Raw genomic sequence first — 17,676 nt, 5'->3', positions numbered from 1 at the left:
CGGCGCTCATCCATGGACACTCTAAGGGTGCATTGTCACATGACCGACTGCTTTTTCAAGGGGAAAAGCACTGGCTGACAAAATCGACATGCGATGGCAAAAGGGCAGGCCATGAATAATGCGCCCAGCCTGCCCGGACTGATCACGGACAATCAAGCAACCGTGCAGGTATTGCTGCCGCTGCCGCTGGCCAGCACTTACACCTACGCCGTTCCAACAGAGGTCAAAGTTGTTCCTGGCTCTTTCGTGACGGTGCCATTGGGGCCAAGGGAAATGCGCGGTGTCGTCTGGCCTGGCGATCCGCCGCAAATCATAGACCGCAAGAAGCTGAAAGCCATGCTGGCTGTCTTTGACGTGCCGCCATTGTCGCATGATGTGATGCAGTTTGTGGACTGGGTTGCTGCGTACACTCTTTTTGCCCCCGGGGCGGTGCTGCGCATGGTCATGCGCTCCGGCAGTTATCTTTCTGCGCCGCGTCCACAAACCGGCTTCATGCTGGGGGAGGTGACCGATGACCTGAAAGTGACACCGCAGCGAGAGAAAGTGCTGGCGGCTGCGCGCGGTCTGAATTTCCCTGTTTCTGCAAGTGAATTGGCCAGCCGCTCGGGCGTCAGTGATGCGGTTGTGCGCACTCTTGCCAGAACAGGCGCTTTGCGCAGGCTGGAAACGGATCCTGACCAGCCATTTGAGGAGCCTGATTTTCGTCGCAAGGGATATGATCTGTCTGCCTCACAGGAGGCGGCCGCAGCCGAAATCAGAACACATATCAAAGCACAATCCTATGCCGGGGTGTTGCTGGATGGCGTGACCGGTGCAGGCAAGACAGAAGTCTATCTGGAGGCCGTGGCTGCCGCCCTTCAGCAGGACAGAACCGCGCAAGTGCTTGTTCTGTTACCGGAAATCGCTTTGACCATGCCGTTCCTGAAGCGGCTGGCGCAGCGTTTCGGGGCAAGCCCCGCTCACTGGCATTCGGATATCGGGGATGCTGGTCGGCGCCGGGTCTGGCGGCGTGTGGCAGACGGGTCTGCCCGGCTTGTTGTTGGTGCCAGATCGGCATTGTTCCTGCCGTTCCGCAATCTCAAACTCATCATTGTCGATGAAGAACATGAGGGGGCCTACAAGCAGAACGAAGGGGTGTTGTATCAGGCGCGGGACATGGCTGTGGCCCGGGCGGCACAAGGCAATTTCCCGGTGGTGCTGGCCTCGGCCACACCCTCTCTCGAAACTGCGGTCAATGTCAGCCTCGGTCGTTACAGGTCGGTCAAGCTGGAAAGCCGCTTTGGCGGTGCGTCGATGCCGGATATCAGCCTCATCGACATGCGCGAGGCGCCGCCTGAACGCGGTGAATGGCTTTCACCAGCTCTCATTCAGGCTGTGACAGAAAACACGGCGCGCGGGGACCAGTCCCTGCTGTTTTTGAACCGGCGTGGTTACGCCCCGTTGACTATCTGTCGCAAATGCGGGGAACGGCTGACGGCGCCCGGCTCTGACACATGGCTGGTTGAGCACCGTTTTACCAACATGCTTGTCTGTCATCATACGGGCTTTTCCATGCCAAAGCCGGAACGCTGTCCCTATTGCAGTAGCAAGGATTCGCTGGCCGCCTGTGGGCCGGGCGTTGAGCGCATTGCGGAAGAGGCTGTCGCGAAATGGCCGGATGCGCGTATCGCCGTCTTTTCTTCGGATACTGTGCAGTCCAACAGTGCCGCGCAGGAGCTGCTGGCGAAGATGGCCGCGCGGGAGGTTGATATTCTCGTGGCAACCCAGATCGCGGCCAAAGGACATCATTTCCCGCATCTGACGCTTGTGGGAGTGGTTGATGCTGATCTCGGCCTTGCCGGTGGTGACTTGCGGGCCGGGGAGCGTACCTGGCAGGTGCTCAGTCAGGTTGCCGGCCGGGCAGGCCGGGCAGAAAAACCGGGACGCGCTCTTTTGCAGACCTACCAGCCGGAGCATCCCGTGATTGCAGGTATGGTCACGGGGGACCGGGATGCGTTCATGGCTGCCGAACAAGAAGGGCGGGAAATGCTGGGCTTTCCGCCTTTTGGCCGGCTGGCGGCGCTTCTGCTCACGGGGGAAAATGAGACGCGACTGAATGAGGTTGCCCGTGATCTCGTAAACGCTGTGCCGCAGGCACATGGTGTAGAGGTCTGGGGGCCAGCCCCAGCGCCCCTTTATCGGTTGCGGGGCACCTACCGGATCCGCTTTCTGGTCAAGGCCAGCCGGGATGTTTCAATACAGAATTTCATCAGGGCCTGGACAGGGGGCGTCAAAATCCCGTCTGCTGTCCGGCAAACCATTGACATTGATCCCTATTATTTTCTCTAGCCTGCCTCTCTATAAACCCGAATAAAATCAGCAGGATAAAAACTTATGTGCCCCCTCTTGGGCGGGCCTATAGTGGTCAGCATGATTGTGACAGAAACCAGAATGGCAAATGCTGACCATAGCCCTTCCCGCCCGGGTCGTTGTGCCTCTTTTGTGTCGGGCCTGCCCGGGATGTTGCCTCGGAAGAGAGGTGCAGCACTGCATTCCGGATTTGGCAAACAGGTCAGATGCGCTAGGCTGTCAATGAGGGATCAGGAAACACCCCGGGAGACATCGTTGAGGGACATGATGAAAAAAATCACCGCCGCTATTGTGCTATCTGTGCTGGCAGTTGCTTGTGCCAAAAAAGAGGAAGGGCCGACTGCGCCTGTTATCGCGCCAGAAACGCAGCGCAGCATTTCACAGGGTCAACTGGTTGGCTTCACGGCTGAAAATGGTGCGCATGTCTGGCGGGGCATTCCTTTTGCTGCCTCCACTGCAGACAATAATCGCTGGCGGGCACCGCAGCCCGCGCCCGGCTGGCAGGGCAGCAAGGAAGCGTTGACCTTTTCACCACGCTGCCTGCAATTCACCAACCGTTATGATGAGCCGCAAGGCCTTGAGGCTGGGCAGATCGTTGGCTCTGAAAATTGCCTGGCACTGAACATTTTTGCGCCAGCGGATGCGCAGGGAAAATCTTTGCCGGTAATGCTCTGGATACATGGCGGCGGCAATGTATGGGGTAGCGCAGAGACCTATGATGGATCCCGGCTCGCAGATAATGAAAACGTCATTGTCGTGACGGTTCAGTATCGGCTGGGCCCGCTTGGCTGGCTGGCCTGGGATCCATTGCGTGAGGCAGCAGCGACTGAAGCTGACCGGGGGGCGAATTTCGCGATCCTTGACCTGATTGCGTCTCTTGAATGGGTGCAGGAGAATATCAGCGCCTTTGGCGGTAACCCCGACAGTGTCACGATATTCGGAGAGAGTGCCGGTGGCCATAATGTTGTATCGCTGCTGGCGTCTCCGTTGGCAGAAGGGCTGTTCCATAAGGCAATCATTCAGTCTGGCAGTTTTGACAGTGTTTCTGTGGCTGAAGCAGAAGGGCTTGAAGGTGATCTGCCAAACCCATCGCGCGATATACTTGGCGGGTTGGGCGTAACAACAGTGGATCAGCTACGCGCGTTGCCGGTGGAAGAATTCCTCGCACCCTACTGGAGTGAGTCGGGCGGCTTTCTGGACGCGCCGCGTATCATTGAAGACGGTGTGGTGCTACCGGCAGCGGCCATGCGCGCCGCTTTTGGCAGTACAGAGAATTTCAATAATGTTCCGATCATGACCGGCACCAACCGGGATGAAATGAAGCTGTTCTATCTCGGAAATGAAGACCTGACCAAAACCATATTTGGTGTTTTCTTTGTTGCCAGAGATCAGGATCTTTATGACGCAGCGTCGGATTATGCCAGTCGTGTCTGGCGTGTGCGCGCAGTGGACCAGCCTGCCAGTCTCATGGCGCAGGCCGGCCACAGGGATGTTTATGCATACCGGTTCGACTGGGATGATGGCGGACGTTTCCTGTTCATGGACCTGAAAAAAATGCTGGGTGCTGCACATGCCATGGAAATTCCATTCGTGTTTAACGTCTTCAGCCTGCTGGGTCAGGCTGACAGCATCATGTTTCAGAAAAAAACCGAAGAAGATCGTCAAAAGCTGAGCCGCACTATGGGCAGCTACTGGGCGTCTTTTGCCCGCAATGGCGTACCTTCTGCAAATGGCGCGCCGGCCTGGCCTGTTTATTCAGCGGAGGGAACAAGTGTTCTGCGCCTTGATGCTGTCAGTGATGGCGGTATCGAACTATTGCGTGAGCCGGACAGTATTGACCAGGTCGTGAATGATCTGCGGGCTGATACGCGTGTCAATGACGAACAGAAATGTCTGATTGGTGAAAGTATCGCGGAGTGGGTTCCAACGCTGGAAACGGAAGTCATGGGCCGCCTCGGCTGCCGTTGATCCGTACGACGTTTTTATCCTCAAGGGCGCCGTGCCGGTCCACTATGGGGGGCGCGGTTGAAATAACATGGCAGGACTGTCACCCATGAAGATCTGCTGGAATGACCTGACGCTGGAGGAGTGGGACGCGACTTTTGCGCGTGTGCCACGCTCCAATCTTTTGCAGTCATGGCCCTACGCGCAGATGATGCGATCGGTCAAACAGATGTCCACCCGTTTCGGCCGACTGGTTGAAGGCACGGAAACGCGGGCTATTTTCCAGATTCACGAAGTGCGCCTGACACCACTCTATCATGTTGTCACGCTTGACCGTGGGCCTCTCTGGTTGGACGACAATGTCACAGAAGAACACTGGCAGGCATTCGTTGATCTGTTCACGGCTGAGTTTCCAAAGCGATTTGGTCGCCGCCGCCGCTTTATGCCTGAACTTTCTGTTCACTTGAATGCAGATTTCACGACGGCCGGTTTCGCCTATAAGGGTGTCGGCTATCAGTCTGTCTGGCTGGATCTGTCGCAGGATACGGATGCGTTACGCAAAAACCTCAAACAGAAATGGCGCAACGCCCTGAACCAGTCAGAGAAAAAAAATCTTGATCTGCGCGAACGCAATGGTCCGCTGAGCTTCCGCTGGTTGATGGAAGCATATAACAAGGACCGTCAGCGTAAACTTTACCAGGGCCCATCCGATAAAGTCCTGAAATCCCTCTACGGATTTTGCCGTCCCCGCGATGATGTCATGCTGCTGGTGGCAGAGCAGGACGGAGCGCAGGTTGCGGCGGTTCTGTTGTTTCTCCATGGCACCAGCGCCACCTATCAGGTTGGCTGGACGGGCCAGAAGGGCAGAGAGGCACGCGCCCATCAACGCCTGTTGTGGGAAGCAGTCTGTCTCCTGAAGGAACGCGGGATAAACTGGCTGGACCTCGGGGGCATTCACCCAGATCAGGCTGAAGGTGTGACAAAATTCAAGCGCGGTCTGGGCGGGGAGGAGTTTCAGCTCTCTGGCGTTTATGCCTGAACATTGCCAACGCCAGCGGCTGCCTGCAACCAGTCGATGAAAGACTTCACATGGGGCAGGGAGGCTTTGGCAGGCGGATAGACAAGATAATAGGCAAAGTCTGTCGGGGTCGAGACATCAAAAGGGATCACCAGGCGCGCGGCCTCAAGGTCGGCCAGGGCCAGCGCATATTTTGTCAGTGTGACGCCCTTTCCAGCAACGGCGGCTTCGATCGCGAGGCTTGACTGGTTGAAGCGTGGCCCGCGTGTGCCATCCAGCGGTTGACCATTCGCGTCAACCGCACCTGCCGCGCGCAGCCACATGGCCCAGGTTGGCGCATCCTGCACCTGATCAGAGCTGCCATCATGCAACAACGTATGCCGGGCAAGATCGGGCAGGTCTTTCAACGGCGGCTCCCCGGTGACAAGGCCCGGCGCGCAAACGGGGATGATGCGTTCTTCCATCAACTTTATGGTTGTCATACCCTCGTAATTACCGGCACCATAACGGATCGCCACATCCACATTGTCAGCCGCAAAATCAACAACGGCCATGTCAGCATGGACATACACATCCACTTCCGGGTTCTCGGTCTGAAATCCGTCAAGGCGCGGCACCAGCCACTTGGATGCAAAAGACGGCGCAACAGAAACCGTCAGTTGGCCACTATTGGTGCCGGAAGAAGCAAGGAGGCTCGCTGCCGCTGCCAGCTTGTCAAAGCCATCCCGCAGGATTGGCAGGCTCGCCTGTGCTTCGTCGGTTAACAGAAGCCCGCGTTTTTGGCGCTTGAAGACCGGTACGCCAATGAATTCTTCCAGTGTTCTGATCTGTTGCGATATCGCGCCGGGAGTCACATTCAGCTCATCTGCTGCCTTGGTGAAACTCAAATGCCGGGCTGCTGCCTCATAGGCGCGCAGGGAGTTAAGGGGAGGAAGTCTTCGCATGATTAGATTATCTTATCCATTTGGCCTTTTCTCATTCTCTGCCGCATCCGAAACACAGAGGCAAGCCCGAATGGCCATAATGGATAGATTATCTAATCTAACTGTCCGTTTTATTCGATTGCAGCCTGATCTTTGGCTGCATAAGTAGGTCAGGCGATCAATTTGACTGCTTTAAGCGCACAAAACTGCGCAGAATATCTAAAGGATAACGCGACATGCGATACTTTCCGGCCTTTTTCGATGTGAAGAACAGGCCTGTTCTGATTGCCGGGGGTGGCGAGGAGGCTTTGCGCAAGGCCAGATTGATTAGCAAAGCTAATCCATCTATCACTTTTGTTGCGCCAGATATTGCGCCAGCCATCATTGATGAGTTCGCTTCGACTGCACACCTGACACAACGGCACTTCAAGGCAAGTGATCTCAAGGGTGATGCAGCCAGCAGGCCTGCGGTTGTCATTGTTGCAACAGGCGATGCGGCAGAAGACGAACGCATCGCACTTAAGGCGCGTGCCAGGGGCATTCCCGTTAACGTGGTTGATCGCCCTGAGTTATGCGATTTTGTCGTGCCCTCCCTGGTGGAGCGCGGAGATCTTGTTATCGGCATTTCCACGGGCGGACAGGCACCGGTGCTCGGTCGCTCGTTGCGGGCGAAGATTGAGGCATTGCTGCCACAGCGCTTGTCAGCCCTGACCGCCTTCGCCAGTGATTTCCGTCAAGCGGTAACGGATGCATTGCCAAAGGAGAAACGGCGCAGTTTCTGGGAGAGCATTTTCTCCGGACCTGTCGCTGATATGGTTCTGGCGGGCCATGAAACGCAGGCGCGTGAGCAAGCGCTGCGGCTGCTCAATCAGCCTGATGCAACTCGTCAGGGCTTTGTTCATATTGTTGGTGCCGGTCCGGGCGATCCTGAATTATTGACCCTGAAAGCCCTCCGCGTTTTGCAGGAAGCGGACATTGTCCTGCATGATAATCTTGTCACAGACGGAATCATGGAACTGGTGCGCCGTGATGCTGAGCGCATCTATGTGGGCAAGAAAAAATCTGACCATGCTCTGCCCCAGACAGAAATTGCCGATCTTATGATCCGGTTCGCTCATGAAGGAAAAAGAGTTGTACGCCTTAAAGGCGGTGATCCGTTTATCTTCGGGCGTGGTGGCGAGGAACTGGATGCGCTGAATGCAGCTGGCGTGGCGGCGGAAGTCGTGCCGGGTATAACTGCTGCAACCGGTTGCGGGGCTGTTGCCGGCGTGTCCCTGACGCACAGGGATCATGCGCAGGCGGTCACTTTTGTGACTGGTCACGCAAAGGGTGAGGCTGCGCCTGATCTGGACTGGGCGGCGTTGACCAGACTCGGCCACACACTCGTCATCTATATGGGGGTTGGCACAGCTGCTCGCACATCGGCGCAGCTGTTACGGGCGGGCATGAAAGTGACCATGCCGGTGGCCATCATCGAAAAAGGCACAACGCCGGAACAAAAGATCGTCCGCACAGATATTACACATCTGCCACGTGATATCAGGCAGGCAGTTATAAAAGGGCCTGCAATTCTCGTTATTGGTGAGGTCGCTGCTAAGGCAACAGGGCGTGGGCTGATTGACCTCACGCGAACACATGAAATGCCGGAAAGGATGAGCGCCTGAAAATGACAGATGCAAAAATAAGTATTGGCGGCGTCAAGAAGGGCCGCAATGAAGGGCTGAAAGCCATCACTGCAAATCGCATCACAGATGGCGTGCCCGTCTGGTTGGCTGCTGATGGCCGATGGGCAGAAAGCCTCGCGGATGCCGCAATATATGAAGGTGCGCGCGCTCTTTCCGCGCTGGAATATGCTGCCGCGCAGGAGGCAATGGTTGTTGGTCCGTATCTGATGGAAATTGACCGGGCGGCAGGCAGTGTCCAGCCTGCCGGACGCACGATCTTGCGCGAAGCGATCCGTAATGCGGGGCCAACCGTTCCTTCTGATTACTCAGTACCAGTGGAGTAATAAAACTGATGGAACGTATAAAGATATATGGCTCAGCTATTAGTGGCAACTGCCTGAAGGTCAAGTGGACCGCTGACCTGCTGGGCATTACCTATGACTGGATCGAGACAGACATCCTGAAGGGCGAAACTAGAACGGAAACTTTTCTGGCGCTCAGCCCTGCCGGACAAATCCCGATTGTTGTGCTGGAAGACGGGCGTGTTCTTGAGCAGTCCTGTGCCATTATGCTCTATCTTGCAGAGCAGTCAGGCAGCAATTTGGTCCCTTCTGACCCGTTTGAAAAAGCGACCATGATAAGCTGGTTGTTCTGGGAACAGAATTTTCATGAATCCAGCATTGCGGTACGGCGTTTTCGCAAGCGTTTTGCGCGATTGAGTGATGACGATATCGACCCGACTTTGCTGACTCGCGGCAATGCCAGCCTTTCCCTGATGGAAAATCATCTGGCGGCGCAGGATTATTTCGGTGGCACGAGGCTCGGCCTGCCGGATATAGCCCTTGTCGCCTACACGCGTATGGCGGGTGAAGGGGGCTATGCCCTTGCAGATTATCCAGCTGTGCAGGCCTGGATTGCGCGTGTTGAGGCAGCCCTTGGTATCCCTTCCTATACCGAGGAGCAGGCCTGATGTATCGCTATGATGAATTTGATACACGCATTGTGCATGATCGCGTCAGTCAGTTTCGCGGACAGGTGCAACGGCGCCTGTCAGGTGACCTGACGGAAGATCAGTTCAAACCCCTGCGTCTGATGAACGGTGTATATCTTCAGTTGCATGCGTATATGCTCCGTGTCGCTATTCCCTATGGAACACTGTCCTCAGACCAGTTACGCAAACTCGCTTTTATTGCGGACAAATATGACAAGGGCTTCGGCCATATTACCACACGCCAGAACATTCAGTTTAACTGGCCGGCGCTGGTAGATATTCCTGAAATTCTCGACCACCTCGCAGATGTCGAAATGCATGCGATCCAAACATCAGGTAATTGTATCCGTAATGTTACTACGGATCATTTTGCGGGCGCGACGGCGGAAGAAGTTGAAGACCCGCGTGTCTGGTGTGAAGTTATCCGCCAGTGGTCAACACTGCATCCGGAGTTCACTTTCCTGCCGCGCAAGTTCAAGATAGCCGTCACGGCCTCAGCGCAGGATCGCGCAGCAATTCGCGTGCATGACATTGGCTTGCATCTGGTCAAAAACCTCGCAGGTGAGACAGGCTTTGAGGTTTTTGTTGGCGGTGGCCTCGGACGTACGCCCTATGTTGGTGATGTCATTCGCCCCTTTCTGCCAAAAGATCATCTGCTCTCTTATCTTGAGGCGATATTGCGCGTCTATAATCTGCAAGGGCGGCGCGATAATATGTACAAGGCGCGTATCAAGATTCTGGTCAACGCTTTGGGTATTGAGCAGTTTCGCGATCTTGTTGAAGCGGAATGGCAGAATACACGCAAGACAAGCGTAGATGTGCCGCAGGAAGAAGTTGATCGCATCAATTCATATTTTGCGGCGCCGCCATTCGAGCAACTGGCAGATGATATGTCTTTCGCAAAAGCGCAGCAAGATGATCCTGATTTTGCACGCTGGGTCAGGCAGAATGTCTCAGCACACAAACAGCCTGGTTATGCCATTGCTACAATATCTCTAAAAGCACCGGAAATGGCGCCTGGTGATATCACCTCCGGGCAGATGCTTCTCGTGGCAGATCTGGCAAAGGCCTATGCCTTTGACGAGATACGCACCACGCATGAACAGAATCTTGTTTTGCCACATGTCCGTCAGAAAGATCTCTACACGGTCTGGCAACAACTTGCAAAGAAAGGGCTCGGGACGGCAAATGCAGGGCTCGTGTCCGACATTATTGCCTGCCCGGGGCTTGACTACTGTAACCTGGCCAACACGCGCTCCATTCCCATTGCGAAGCGCATTCAGGAAAGGTTTTTTGCACCTGAAAAGCAAGAAGAAATTGGTGAGCTGAAGATAAAGATTTCAGGCTGCATCAATGCCTGCGGTCATCACCATGTGGGGCATATCGGTATTCTGGGTGTCGATAAAAAAGGTGAAGAATTCTACCAGATTACGCTCGGCGGTTCTGCTGCTGAGGATGCATCTATAGGTGAGATTGTGGGTCGTGGGCTGTCTACTGATGAAGTCGTCGATTCTATCGATCGACTGGTCGGTTATTACCTCAAAGCCAGACAGTCAGAAGAAAGATTTGTGGATACATATAAACGGCTCGGCAGTGAGCCGTTCAAGGAGGCACTTTATGTTGCTTAAACTGAAAGATAACAGGCTTGAGATTGTTGCTGGTGATGATGCCAGTCTGGTGACGATGGCGGTGCCGAATGATCAGCTTCTGGATGCTGAAACGCTCTTGATGGCCGATATTATTGAGCTCAGGTTTCCAACCTTCAAGGATGGCCGCGCCTATACGCAAGGACGCCAGTTGCGGGAACAAATCGGTTTTACGGGCGACTTGCGCGCGACAGGCGATATTGTCCGTGATCAGATACTTTATATGCTGCGCTGTGGTTTCACGTCTTTCGACGTACCAACAGAAACTGATGTGGATGGCCTGAATGCGGCGCTGTCTGAGTTTTCTGACTTTTATCAGTCGGCAGCGGATGCCGCCCAACCAATCTGGATGCGTCGTCATGCTGTGCAAGTTGAACCTGTGCGCCGTTTTGCCTGATAACCACGGAGACGGACCATGTCAGCGACTGTCCTTCAGTTGAAACCATATGACAATCTTGACCGGCATGATGGTCTTGCATCTTCTGTGCCTGAACTTACGGCTGCGTACCGTGATGCATCGGCCGAAGATGTTCTGCGGGCAGTTCTGATTGACAATGTTGTCGGTGACATTGCGCTTGTCTCCTCTTTTGGTGCAGAGTCTGTCGTATTGTTACATCTGGCAGCGCAAATCAGAGATGATGTGCCGGTGATCTTTCTGGAAACAGGAAAGCATTTTGCCCAGACAATCAGTTATCGGAGGAAGCTGATAAATCGACTTGGCCTCACAAACAATATAGAGGTCAAGCCGACACAATCTGCCCTCGAACAGGCTGACCCTGACGGCGGCCTCTGGCGGCGTGATACAAATGCCTGTTGTAACATGCGCAAGGTGCACCCCCTGCGACACGAGCTCGCAGGGTACGACGCCTGGATAACCGGGCGAAAGCAGTTTCAGGGCGGCGCGAGACTGCGCCTGCCGTTTTTTGAAGAGGCGGCCACCCATATCAAGGTCAATCCGCTGGCGCGCTGGTCGCCGGAAGATGTTGCGGCTTATATGACTGAGCATGATCTGCCGCAGCATCCGCTGGTCGCGCATGGCTTTCCCTCCATTGGCTGCTGGCCGTGCACGTATCCCGTGGCGGATGATGAGGACGCCCGGGCCGGACGCTGGCGCGGGCAGGCCAAAACAGAATGTGGCATTCATCTATAAGGCGGCGCGTGAGTTGCACTCTGTTCAGTGCGGTCTTAAGTGAGCGACATGGCAAAAAGATTTTCATCTTCAAAAGGTCCGTCACAGCGCCAGTTGCGCGCTGGTGAACTGGTGCGTCATACACTGGTCGACATTCTTCAGCGCGAAGAGCTGGAAGCGCCCGAGTTAAAGGGCGAATCGGTAACGATCACGGAAGTGCGCTGCTCTCCGGATTTGCGGCAGGCCACCGTATTTTGCACGTTGCTCGGTGGCGGCAATATCTCCCCGGGCGTTGCCGCATTGAACCGGCTTGCGCCGAAGTTTCGCGGCATTCTGGGGCGCCAGATCGAAATGAAATTCACCCCTGAACTCATCTTCAAAGTCGATAACAGCTTTGAAACTGCAGAGAAAATTGACGCTTTGTTGTCCAGAGATGATGTGCGCCGGGATCTGGATAATTAGGGCCAGGCATGTGACCTGAAAGGCGTCTGTTGCCACTGGGTAACCACAGCCAGACATTACAGCCTTGTCGCACAAATGGGCTGGAAATTTCATTCGCCTGTGCTAGTCTTGATTCCGTAATTGGATTCCTTGGAGAAATTCAGAATTTATAGAGTGGATGGGGTGCTATGAAGTTCTTTCAGTCAAAGAAAAAAATCACGACTCGCGATTTCCGGGCAACACCGGCGGATCCGACGTCAGCCTTGAAACAGGAACTGGATGCGGCAATCGTGCCGACATTGCGGTCACGGGCGAAAACGTCTGACGAAATTTCCGAGACCACGAAAGTGATCAAAAAAGCTGAGCCAGTAAAAAAAGCTGCTGCGGAAGCACCGGCAGAAGCGTCTGCGGCTGTTGAGAAAGCACCAGCGGCTGATGTGAAGACTGAGGCCAAAGGTGACGAGGCCGAGCGGCCTTCTGCCGCCACAACCACAGCTTCAGCTGCACAGATCGACAATATGCGCCTGTTCCCTGGCTTTGAAGACCAGGGTTTTGAGGTTGGCTACGCAGTCTATAATTCACAGTCCTATGGCCTGAGCGAAAAAGCCCCCATGCTTCTGATGCGCTGGAAGTCAGAAAACGCTGAAAGCGACTGGTTCCCGATCCCGCCAATGTTCAACAAGGTTTTGCTGGCCCGTATTCACGAGCGTGACCATGATCTTGATCGCCTGCTGCTTGATTACGGCTACGACGCCGACCAGCTGGCGTCTGCACGCAAATCACAAAGCTGAACACCGGCTTTAAGGCGACTCTTGACCATCACGCTCTGTGATGGTTGAACCTCGAAATTCAAATGGGCACCATCGTCCGAACCGGTGGTGCCCTTTTACGTTCTGAGGTGATATATGGGCAGACGCCGCAAGTCCGGCCGTGATGTACACGGCTGGCTCATTCTTGATAAACCATACGATTTTGGCTCAACGGAAGCCGTTTCCAAGCTCCGCTGGCTCTATAATGCCAGAAAAGCCGGACATGCGGGCACGCTGGACCCGCTGGCGACGGGTATCCTGCCCATCGCCTTTGGGGAGGCGACAAAGACAGTGCCTTTTGTGCAAGATGGATTGAAAACCTATCGTTTTACAGCGCGATGGGGCGAATCAACGTCAACAGATGACCGGGAAGGCGAAGTAATCGCGACCAGCCCCAAGCGTCCGCGTGCCGCAGAAATAGAACACATCCTGCCGGATTTTACCGGTGACATCGAGCAGGTGCCGCCCGTTTTTTCGGCCATCAAGGTAGACGGCGAGCGTGCCTACGACCTTGCCAGAGATGGGGAGATGCCGGAGTTGCAGGCGCGCACCATCACGATCAATTCGCTGCGACTGGTCGAGTGTCCGGACCAGGATCACACCGTGCTTGAGGCAATAACCGGCAAAGGCGCCTATATTCGGGCGCTGGTGCGGGATATTGCCCATGCCCTCGGTACGCAGGGGCATGTTGCCACGTTGCGGCGCACGGCTGTCGGCCCGTTTACCGAGGATATGAGTATTACCTTCGAGGAATTGCTCGGGCAGCCCGTATCGCGCGAGCTTGATCGGGAAACCCTGGACCGTGACAGCCTTGATGCCGAGCTGGTTGGTCTCGGTTCTGCCATGACGGCGTTACCCGCAACAGCTGTCAGCGGCGGTGATGCAGATCGCTTGCGACGAGGACAGGCCGTTGTCGTCGCCCCGCCTGTTGCCAAAGGCATCAGAGGCGAGCAGTCAGGCTTCATCCCGGTTGTCTTTGCCAGTTGCCATGATGATCCGGTTGCGATCTGTGCACTTGATGGCCTGAAGTTGAAGCCGACAAAAGTCTTCAATTTTGCCTGAAGCTGGACCCAAAAAACCGCGAAATCCGGCCAGCTGAAAAACTTGCGTGCCTCCCCTTGTGGTTGTGATATGTTGCAAGTCTTCTCGTCGGCGTTATGGTCGGCACGAAGAATTGATACTCGGACAGGAAGATTTATGGCTGCGACAAGATACTCTCTGGCAAAATACCTGCTTTGTGCAGGTGCTGCACTTGCTCTGACCGCGTGCGGTGGTGGTGGTGAAAAAAAACCTGACGGAGAGGCCGCTGAAGTTCAGTCCATGCTGACGAACCCTTTCCCGTCAACCTATGAGCCATACCTCTCGGCACCTACGCTTATCACGGGTGTGACAATCCTCACTGGCACTGGAGATAAAATCGAAGATGGTGATATCTTCTTCCGTGACGGCAAGATCGAATCCTTTGGCGCTGCCGGCGACATAGAAGCACCGCGCGGCGACATCCTCAGAATTGACGGGACAGGCAAATTCCTGACACCTGGCATCATTGATAATCACTCCCATCTGGGTGTTTATCCATCGCCCGGTTTTTCCTCGACATCTGATGGTAATGAAGCGGTTTCGCCAAACACGGCCAATGTCTGGGCGGAACATTCGGTCTGGCCACAGGATCCCGGATTTACGCGCGCACTTGCCGGCGGCGTTACCTCACTCATGGTTTTGCCGGGCTCGGCAAATCTATTTGGCGGTCGCACTGTAGTGCTGAAAAACGTGCCGTCACGCACTGTTCAGGGGATGAAATTTCCTGATGCGCCGCACGGGTTGAAAATGGCCTGTGGTGAAAATCCGAAGCGGGTCTACGGAGACCGGGGCGGCCCGGCAACACGGATGGCAAATTTTGCCGGCTATCGTTCTGCCTGGATTGACGCGGCCGAGTACAAGAAGAAATGGGATGATTACCTCGAGAAGGCGGAAAACGGTGAAGAAGCCGAAGCACCCGGTCGCGATCTGAAAAACGAGACCCTTGCAGCCGCCCTCAATGGCGACATTCTCGTCAATATGCACTGCTACCGCGTTGATGAAATGGTACAGGTGATCGATATGGCCGAAGAATTTGGCTACAAGGTTACCGCCTTCCATCATGTGGTCGAGGGCTATAAAGCCGCTGATTATCTGGCTGAAAATGGCATCTGTGCGTCTGTCTGGGCGGATTGGTGGGGGTTCAAGCTCGAAGCCTATGATGGTGTGCGCGAAAATGCAGCACTGATCCATAACCAGCCCGATTCATGTGTCATCATGCACTCGGATTCAGGGATCGGTATTCAGCGTCTCAATCAGGAGGTCGCCAAAGCGGTCGCAGATGGCGCACGTATTGGCATCGACATTCCACCGGAAGAGGCGATCAAATGGATCACCGCCAATCCGGCAAAAGCCATTGGTGTACTCGACCAGACCGGCACAATCGAAACGGGCAAAATGGCGGACCTCGTCCTTTGGGATGGTGATCCGTTCTCTGTCTATACCAAGGCCGAGAAAGTCTTCATTGATGGTGCCTTGATGTTTGATGCAAACGATCCGGCCCTGAGCCCTCGCATGGACTTTGAAATCGGGCAACAGGCCAACGGTACAACTGGAGGAGCAGGCCAATGAAAAATTTTCTGAAACTCTCCGCCGCGATGGCTGTGTGTGCTGCCAGTGTGCTTGCCTCTGCTGTTGCAGAGCCGATTGCGATCATCAATGCAGAGCTGCATGTGGCTGGTTCAGCCGATAATCCGCGCACTATTGAGAATGGTAGCATTGTTATCGACAATGGCCGTATTGTCTCTGTGGGGACCAATGTCGGGACGCCAGCCAATGCAACCGTGATCGATGCCAAAGGCCAGCCGGTTACACCCGGAATCTTTGCGGCAATTTCAGGTATTGGTCTGGAAGAAATTTCCCTCAACAGTGAGGGCACAGAAAGATCTGCGAGCGGAGACTTTCCCATCTCTGCCGCCCTTGACGCTGAAGATGCGCTCAATACAGACAGCAGCATTATAGCCATCAGTCGTGCGGCAGGCATCACAAGAGCCTATGTGTCGCCTTTGCCAGGCGGAAAGCTCTTTGGTGGCTGCGGGGCAGTGATTGATTTCACCGGCAGCCCGGATCCGGTAACAAAAAGCTGTTATGCCCAGAGTCTGACACTCGGGTTCTCAGGCACCAATCGTGCCGGTGGCACAAAAACGGGACTGATGTCCCTGTTGAAAGTCTATCTGGATGAAGTGCTTCTTTATGCAGATGATCCGTCTGAATACCGATATATGGCTGCGGCAAGTGACCTCACCCACGCGGACCTGAAAGCGCTGATCCCGTATGTGCGTGGTCAGAAGCCATTTCTGGTTCAGGTGCATAGCGCGCCTGATATTCGCCGACTGATTCAGGTGAAGGAAGATTATGATCTCGACATCATTCTGCTCGGAGCAGCAGAGGCCTGGCGTGTCGGGCCTGAACTGGCTGATGCAGATATTCCTGTCATTCTCAATCCAATGGCCAACCTGCCACGTCAGTTCGAGTCCATGGCGTCAACGCTGGAAAATGCTGCCCGTCTTGAAGCCGCTGGCGTGACCGTCAGTTTCTATGATGACGATGTGCACAATGTCCGGTTGCTGCCACAGCTTGCAGGAAATGCCGTTGCAAATGGCATGTCTCATTCTGGTGCCCTTGCCGCGATCACACTCAACAGTGCAAAGATGATGGGCCTTGAAGATCAGCTTGGTACGTTGCAGGCAGGCAAGATTGCCGATGTTGTTGTCTGGGATGGTGACCCCCTTGAGGTGACGTCCCGACCTGTCGCTGTCATTATCAATGGCAAAGAGACGTCGCTGGAAAATCGTCAGTCCATTCTGGCAAAACGCTATATGGACCTTTCCAGAGGTGACAAACCACATGCCTATCGTGGTGAATAAAAACCGGGCTCTTGCAGTTGCCATGGCACTGACAATGCCTCGCAAGACAGCTTGGGAACACAGGGCGGCTGCATGAGTGAGTTAAATGACAGCCTGAAATATGAGCTGAAAAAAAATGTTTTTTTCAGCGCGTATAGCGAGCAGGAACTCGAAGACCTGTTTTCGTTGGCCAAGACTGTCACGTTCAAAAGCCGGAAAGAAATTTTTGGCCAAGGCGATCAGGGAGACAGCATGTATATATTGCTGTCTGGCCGTGTAAAGATCAGTACATATTCTTCGGCGGGCAAAGAAACGGTGCTCAGCTTTTTCGGGCCGGGAGATATCCTTGGTGAGATCGCCTTGCTGGACGAAGGGCCGCGCACGGCCGCAGCCCATGTGTTGGAAGAAACACGTGCGTTACAGCTCTATCGCAAGGACTTCCTGCCATTTATTGAGAAGCATCCGCGCATCGCCTTGCAGATAATCAGTGTATTGTGTCAGCGCCTGCGTCGTACAGACATGTTTATTGAAGAGGTTGTGACCATGCAGGCGGCCCCGCGACTGGCGCGGGCGCTGTTGCGCCTGGCAGATGTTCATGGCAAGGAAGACCCTGATGGCAGTACGCGTATTCATTTGAAACTGTCCCAGGGCAATCTGGGTGCACATGCAGGACTGATGCGTGAAAACGTCAACCGGCAGCTCAAGATCTGGGAAGAAGGCGGGATCCTCTCAAACGATAACGGCATCATCGTTCTGCATAAAATATCAATGCTGGAAGAAGTCATCGCCGAGGCCACAAGCTGAACTTGTCACCGGGCTCTCGCTTTGCCGGGATGCTC

The 17,676-nt window shown here is 54.8% G+C and carries 16 protein-coding genes; 15 read left to right on the top strand and 1 reads right to left on the bottom strand.

The window, feature by feature from the left end; all coding sequences use genetic code 11:
- The first annotated feature begins 111 nt into the window (after positions 1-111).
- The 3 genes from RAL90_RS13545 to RAL90_RS13535 all read left to right on the top strand — a co-directional run bounded on the left by RAL90_RS13545 (position 112) and on the right by RAL90_RS13535 (position 5,332).
- Positions 112-2,328, top strand: a complete 2,217-nt coding sequence (locus RAL90_RS13545) for a primosomal protein N' (protein WP_306251519.1) — start codon at positions 112-114, stop codon at positions 2,326-2,328.
- A 285-nt stretch (positions 2,329-2,613) separates the two neighbouring features.
- On the top strand, positions 2,614-4,317 hold the full coding sequence (locus RAL90_RS13540; protein ID WP_306251517.1) for a carboxylesterase/lipase family protein: 1,704 nt from the start codon (positions 2,614-2,616) through the stop codon (positions 4,315-4,317).
- Positions 4,318-4,402: 85 nt separating this feature from the next.
- Entirely contained in the window at positions 4,403-5,332 is a 930-nt protein-coding gene (locus RAL90_RS13535; RefSeq protein WP_306251515.1) for a GNAT family N-acetyltransferase, read from the top strand.
- On the opposite strand, the gene gcvA is transcribed toward RAL90_RS13535, so the two are convergent.
- The gene (gene gcvA, locus RAL90_RS13530; protein WP_306251514.1) at positions 5,323-6,255 is read right to left on the bottom strand and encodes a transcriptional regulator GcvA; all 933 of its coding nucleotides are present in this window, start codon (positions 6,253-6,255) and stop codon (positions 5,323-5,325) included. The genes RAL90_RS13535 and gcvA overlap by 10 nt on opposite strands.
- A gap of 215 nt (positions 6,256-6,470) precedes the next feature.
- Here gcvA and cysG point away from each other — a divergent pair, with 215 nt between their 5' ends.
- From cysG to RAL90_RS13470, 12 genes are all read left to right on the top strand, one after another.
- Positions 6,471-7,898, top strand: coding sequence for a siroheme synthase CysG (gene cysG / locus RAL90_RS13525; RefSeq protein WP_306251512.1), 1,428 nt, complete (start codon positions 6,471-6,473; stop codon positions 7,896-7,898).
- Positions 7,899-7,900: 2 nt separating this feature from the next.
- A complete protein-coding gene (locus RAL90_RS13520; RefSeq protein ID WP_306251510.1) occupies positions 7,901-8,242 on the top strand; it encodes a DUF2849 domain-containing protein in 342 nt (113 codons plus the stop codon).
- Positions 8,243-8,250: 8 nt separating this feature from the next.
- Positions 8,251-8,868, top strand: a complete 618-nt coding sequence (locus RAL90_RS13515; RefSeq protein ID WP_306251508.1) for a glutathione S-transferase family protein — start codon at positions 8,251-8,253, stop codon at positions 8,866-8,868.
- Complete coding sequence (locus tag RAL90_RS13510; RefSeq protein WP_306251506.1) at positions 8,868-10,517, top strand: nitrite/sulfite reductase; 1,650 nt, start codon at positions 8,868-8,870, stop codon at positions 10,515-10,517. The genes RAL90_RS13515 and RAL90_RS13510 overlap by 1 nt, the downstream gene beginning before the upstream one ends.
- Positions 10,507-10,932, top strand: coding sequence for a DUF934 domain-containing protein (locus tag RAL90_RS13505; RefSeq protein WP_306251504.1), 426 nt, complete (start codon positions 10,507-10,509; stop codon positions 10,930-10,932). Before RAL90_RS13510 ends, RAL90_RS13505 begins: the two co-directional genes overlap by 11 nt.
- Before the next feature lie 18 nt (positions 10,933-10,950).
- Positions 10,951-11,685, top strand: coding sequence for a phosphoadenylyl-sulfate reductase (locus RAL90_RS13500; protein ID WP_306251502.1), 735 nt, complete (start codon positions 10,951-10,953; stop codon positions 11,683-11,685).
- A 48-nt stretch (positions 11,686-11,733) separates the two neighbouring features.
- Positions 11,734-12,126 (top strand): 30S ribosome-binding factor RbfA, encoded by a 393-nt coding sequence (gene rbfA / locus RAL90_RS13495; RefSeq protein WP_306251500.1) that lies wholly within the window; start codon positions 11,734-11,736, stop codon positions 12,124-12,126.
- 167 nt (positions 12,127-12,293) lie between these two features.
- Positions 12,294-12,896: a hypothetical protein gene (locus RAL90_RS13490; protein ID WP_306251498.1), complete on the top strand. Its 603-nt coding sequence runs from the start codon at positions 12,294-12,296 to the stop codon at positions 12,894-12,896.
- A gap of 114 nt (positions 12,897-13,010) precedes the next feature.
- Entirely contained in the window at positions 13,011-13,976 is a 966-nt protein-coding gene (truB, locus tag RAL90_RS13485; RefSeq protein ID WP_306251496.1) for a tRNA pseudouridine(55) synthase TruB, read from the top strand.
- 135 nt (positions 13,977-14,111) lie between these two features.
- Positions 14,112-15,563: an amidohydrolase gene (locus tag RAL90_RS13480; RefSeq protein WP_306251493.1), complete on the top strand. Its 1,452-nt coding sequence runs from the start codon at positions 14,112-14,114 to the stop codon at positions 15,561-15,563.
- On the top strand, positions 15,560-16,858 hold the full coding sequence (locus RAL90_RS13475; RefSeq protein WP_306251491.1) for an amidohydrolase family protein: 1,299 nt from the start codon (positions 15,560-15,562) through the stop codon (positions 16,856-16,858). Before RAL90_RS13480 ends, RAL90_RS13475 begins: the two co-directional genes overlap by 4 nt.
- A gap of 72 nt (positions 16,859-16,930) precedes the next feature.
- A complete protein-coding gene (locus tag RAL90_RS13470; protein WP_306251489.1) occupies positions 16,931-17,641 on the top strand; it encodes a Crp/Fnr family transcriptional regulator in 711 nt (236 codons plus the stop codon).
- The last annotated feature ends 35 nt before the right edge of the window (positions 17,642-17,676 follow it).

Origin of the sequence: Parvularcula sp. IMCC14364 (assembly GCF_030758415.1) — a bacterium.
In the GTDB taxonomy this organism is placed as follows: Bacteria; Pseudomonadota; Alphaproteobacteria; order Caulobacterales; family Parvularculaceae; genus Aquisalinus.
The sequence above is the reverse complement of the archived record's forward strand: the minus strand, read 5'-3'. Positions and strand labels throughout refer to the sequence as shown.

Coding starts and splice junctions, on each gene's coding strand:
- RAL90_RS13545 (WP_306251519.1), top strand. CDS start 112: ATGAATAATGCGCCCAGCCTGCCCGGACTGATCACGGACAATCAAGCA.
- RAL90_RS13540 (WP_306251517.1), top strand. CDS start 2,614: ATGATGAAAAAAATCACCGCCGCTATTGTGCTATCTGTGCTGGCAGTT.
- RAL90_RS13535 (WP_306251515.1), top strand. CDS start 4,403: ATGAAGATCTGCTGGAATGACCTGACGCTGGAGGAGTGGGACGCGACT.
- gcvA (WP_306251514.1), bottom strand. CDS start 6,255: ATGCGAAGACTTCCTCCCCTTAACTCCCTGCGCGCCTATGAGGCAGCA.
- cysG (WP_306251512.1), top strand. CDS start 6,471: ATGCGATACTTTCCGGCCTTTTTCGATGTGAAGAACAGGCCTGTTCTG.
- RAL90_RS13520 (WP_306251510.1), top strand. CDS start 7,901: ATGACAGATGCAAAAATAAGTATTGGCGGCGTCAAGAAGGGCCGCAAT.
- RAL90_RS13515 (WP_306251508.1), top strand. CDS start 8,251: ATGGAACGTATAAAGATATATGGCTCAGCTATTAGTGGCAACTGCCTG.
- RAL90_RS13510 (WP_306251506.1), top strand. CDS start 8,868: ATGTATCGCTATGATGAATTTGATACACGCATTGTGCATGATCGCGTC.
- RAL90_RS13505 (WP_306251504.1), top strand. CDS start 10,507: ATGTTGCTTAAACTGAAAGATAACAGGCTTGAGATTGTTGCTGGTGAT.
- RAL90_RS13500 (WP_306251502.1), top strand. CDS start 10,951: ATGTCAGCGACTGTCCTTCAGTTGAAACCATATGACAATCTTGACCGG.
- rbfA (WP_306251500.1), top strand. CDS start 11,734: ATGGCAAAAAGATTTTCATCTTCAAAAGGTCCGTCACAGCGCCAGTTG.
- RAL90_RS13490 (WP_306251498.1), top strand. CDS start 12,294: ATGAAGTTCTTTCAGTCAAAGAAAAAAATCACGACTCGCGATTTCCGG.
- truB (WP_306251496.1), top strand. CDS start 13,011: ATGGGCAGACGCCGCAAGTCCGGCCGTGATGTACACGGCTGGCTCATT.
- RAL90_RS13480 (WP_306251493.1), top strand. CDS start 14,112: ATGGCTGCGACAAGATACTCTCTGGCAAAATACCTGCTTTGTGCAGGT.
- RAL90_RS13475 (WP_306251491.1), top strand. CDS start 15,560: ATGAAAAATTTTCTGAAACTCTCCGCCGCGATGGCTGTGTGTGCTGCC.
- RAL90_RS13470 (WP_306251489.1), top strand. CDS start 16,931: ATGAGTGAGTTAAATGACAGCCTGAAATATGAGCTGAAAAAAAATGTT.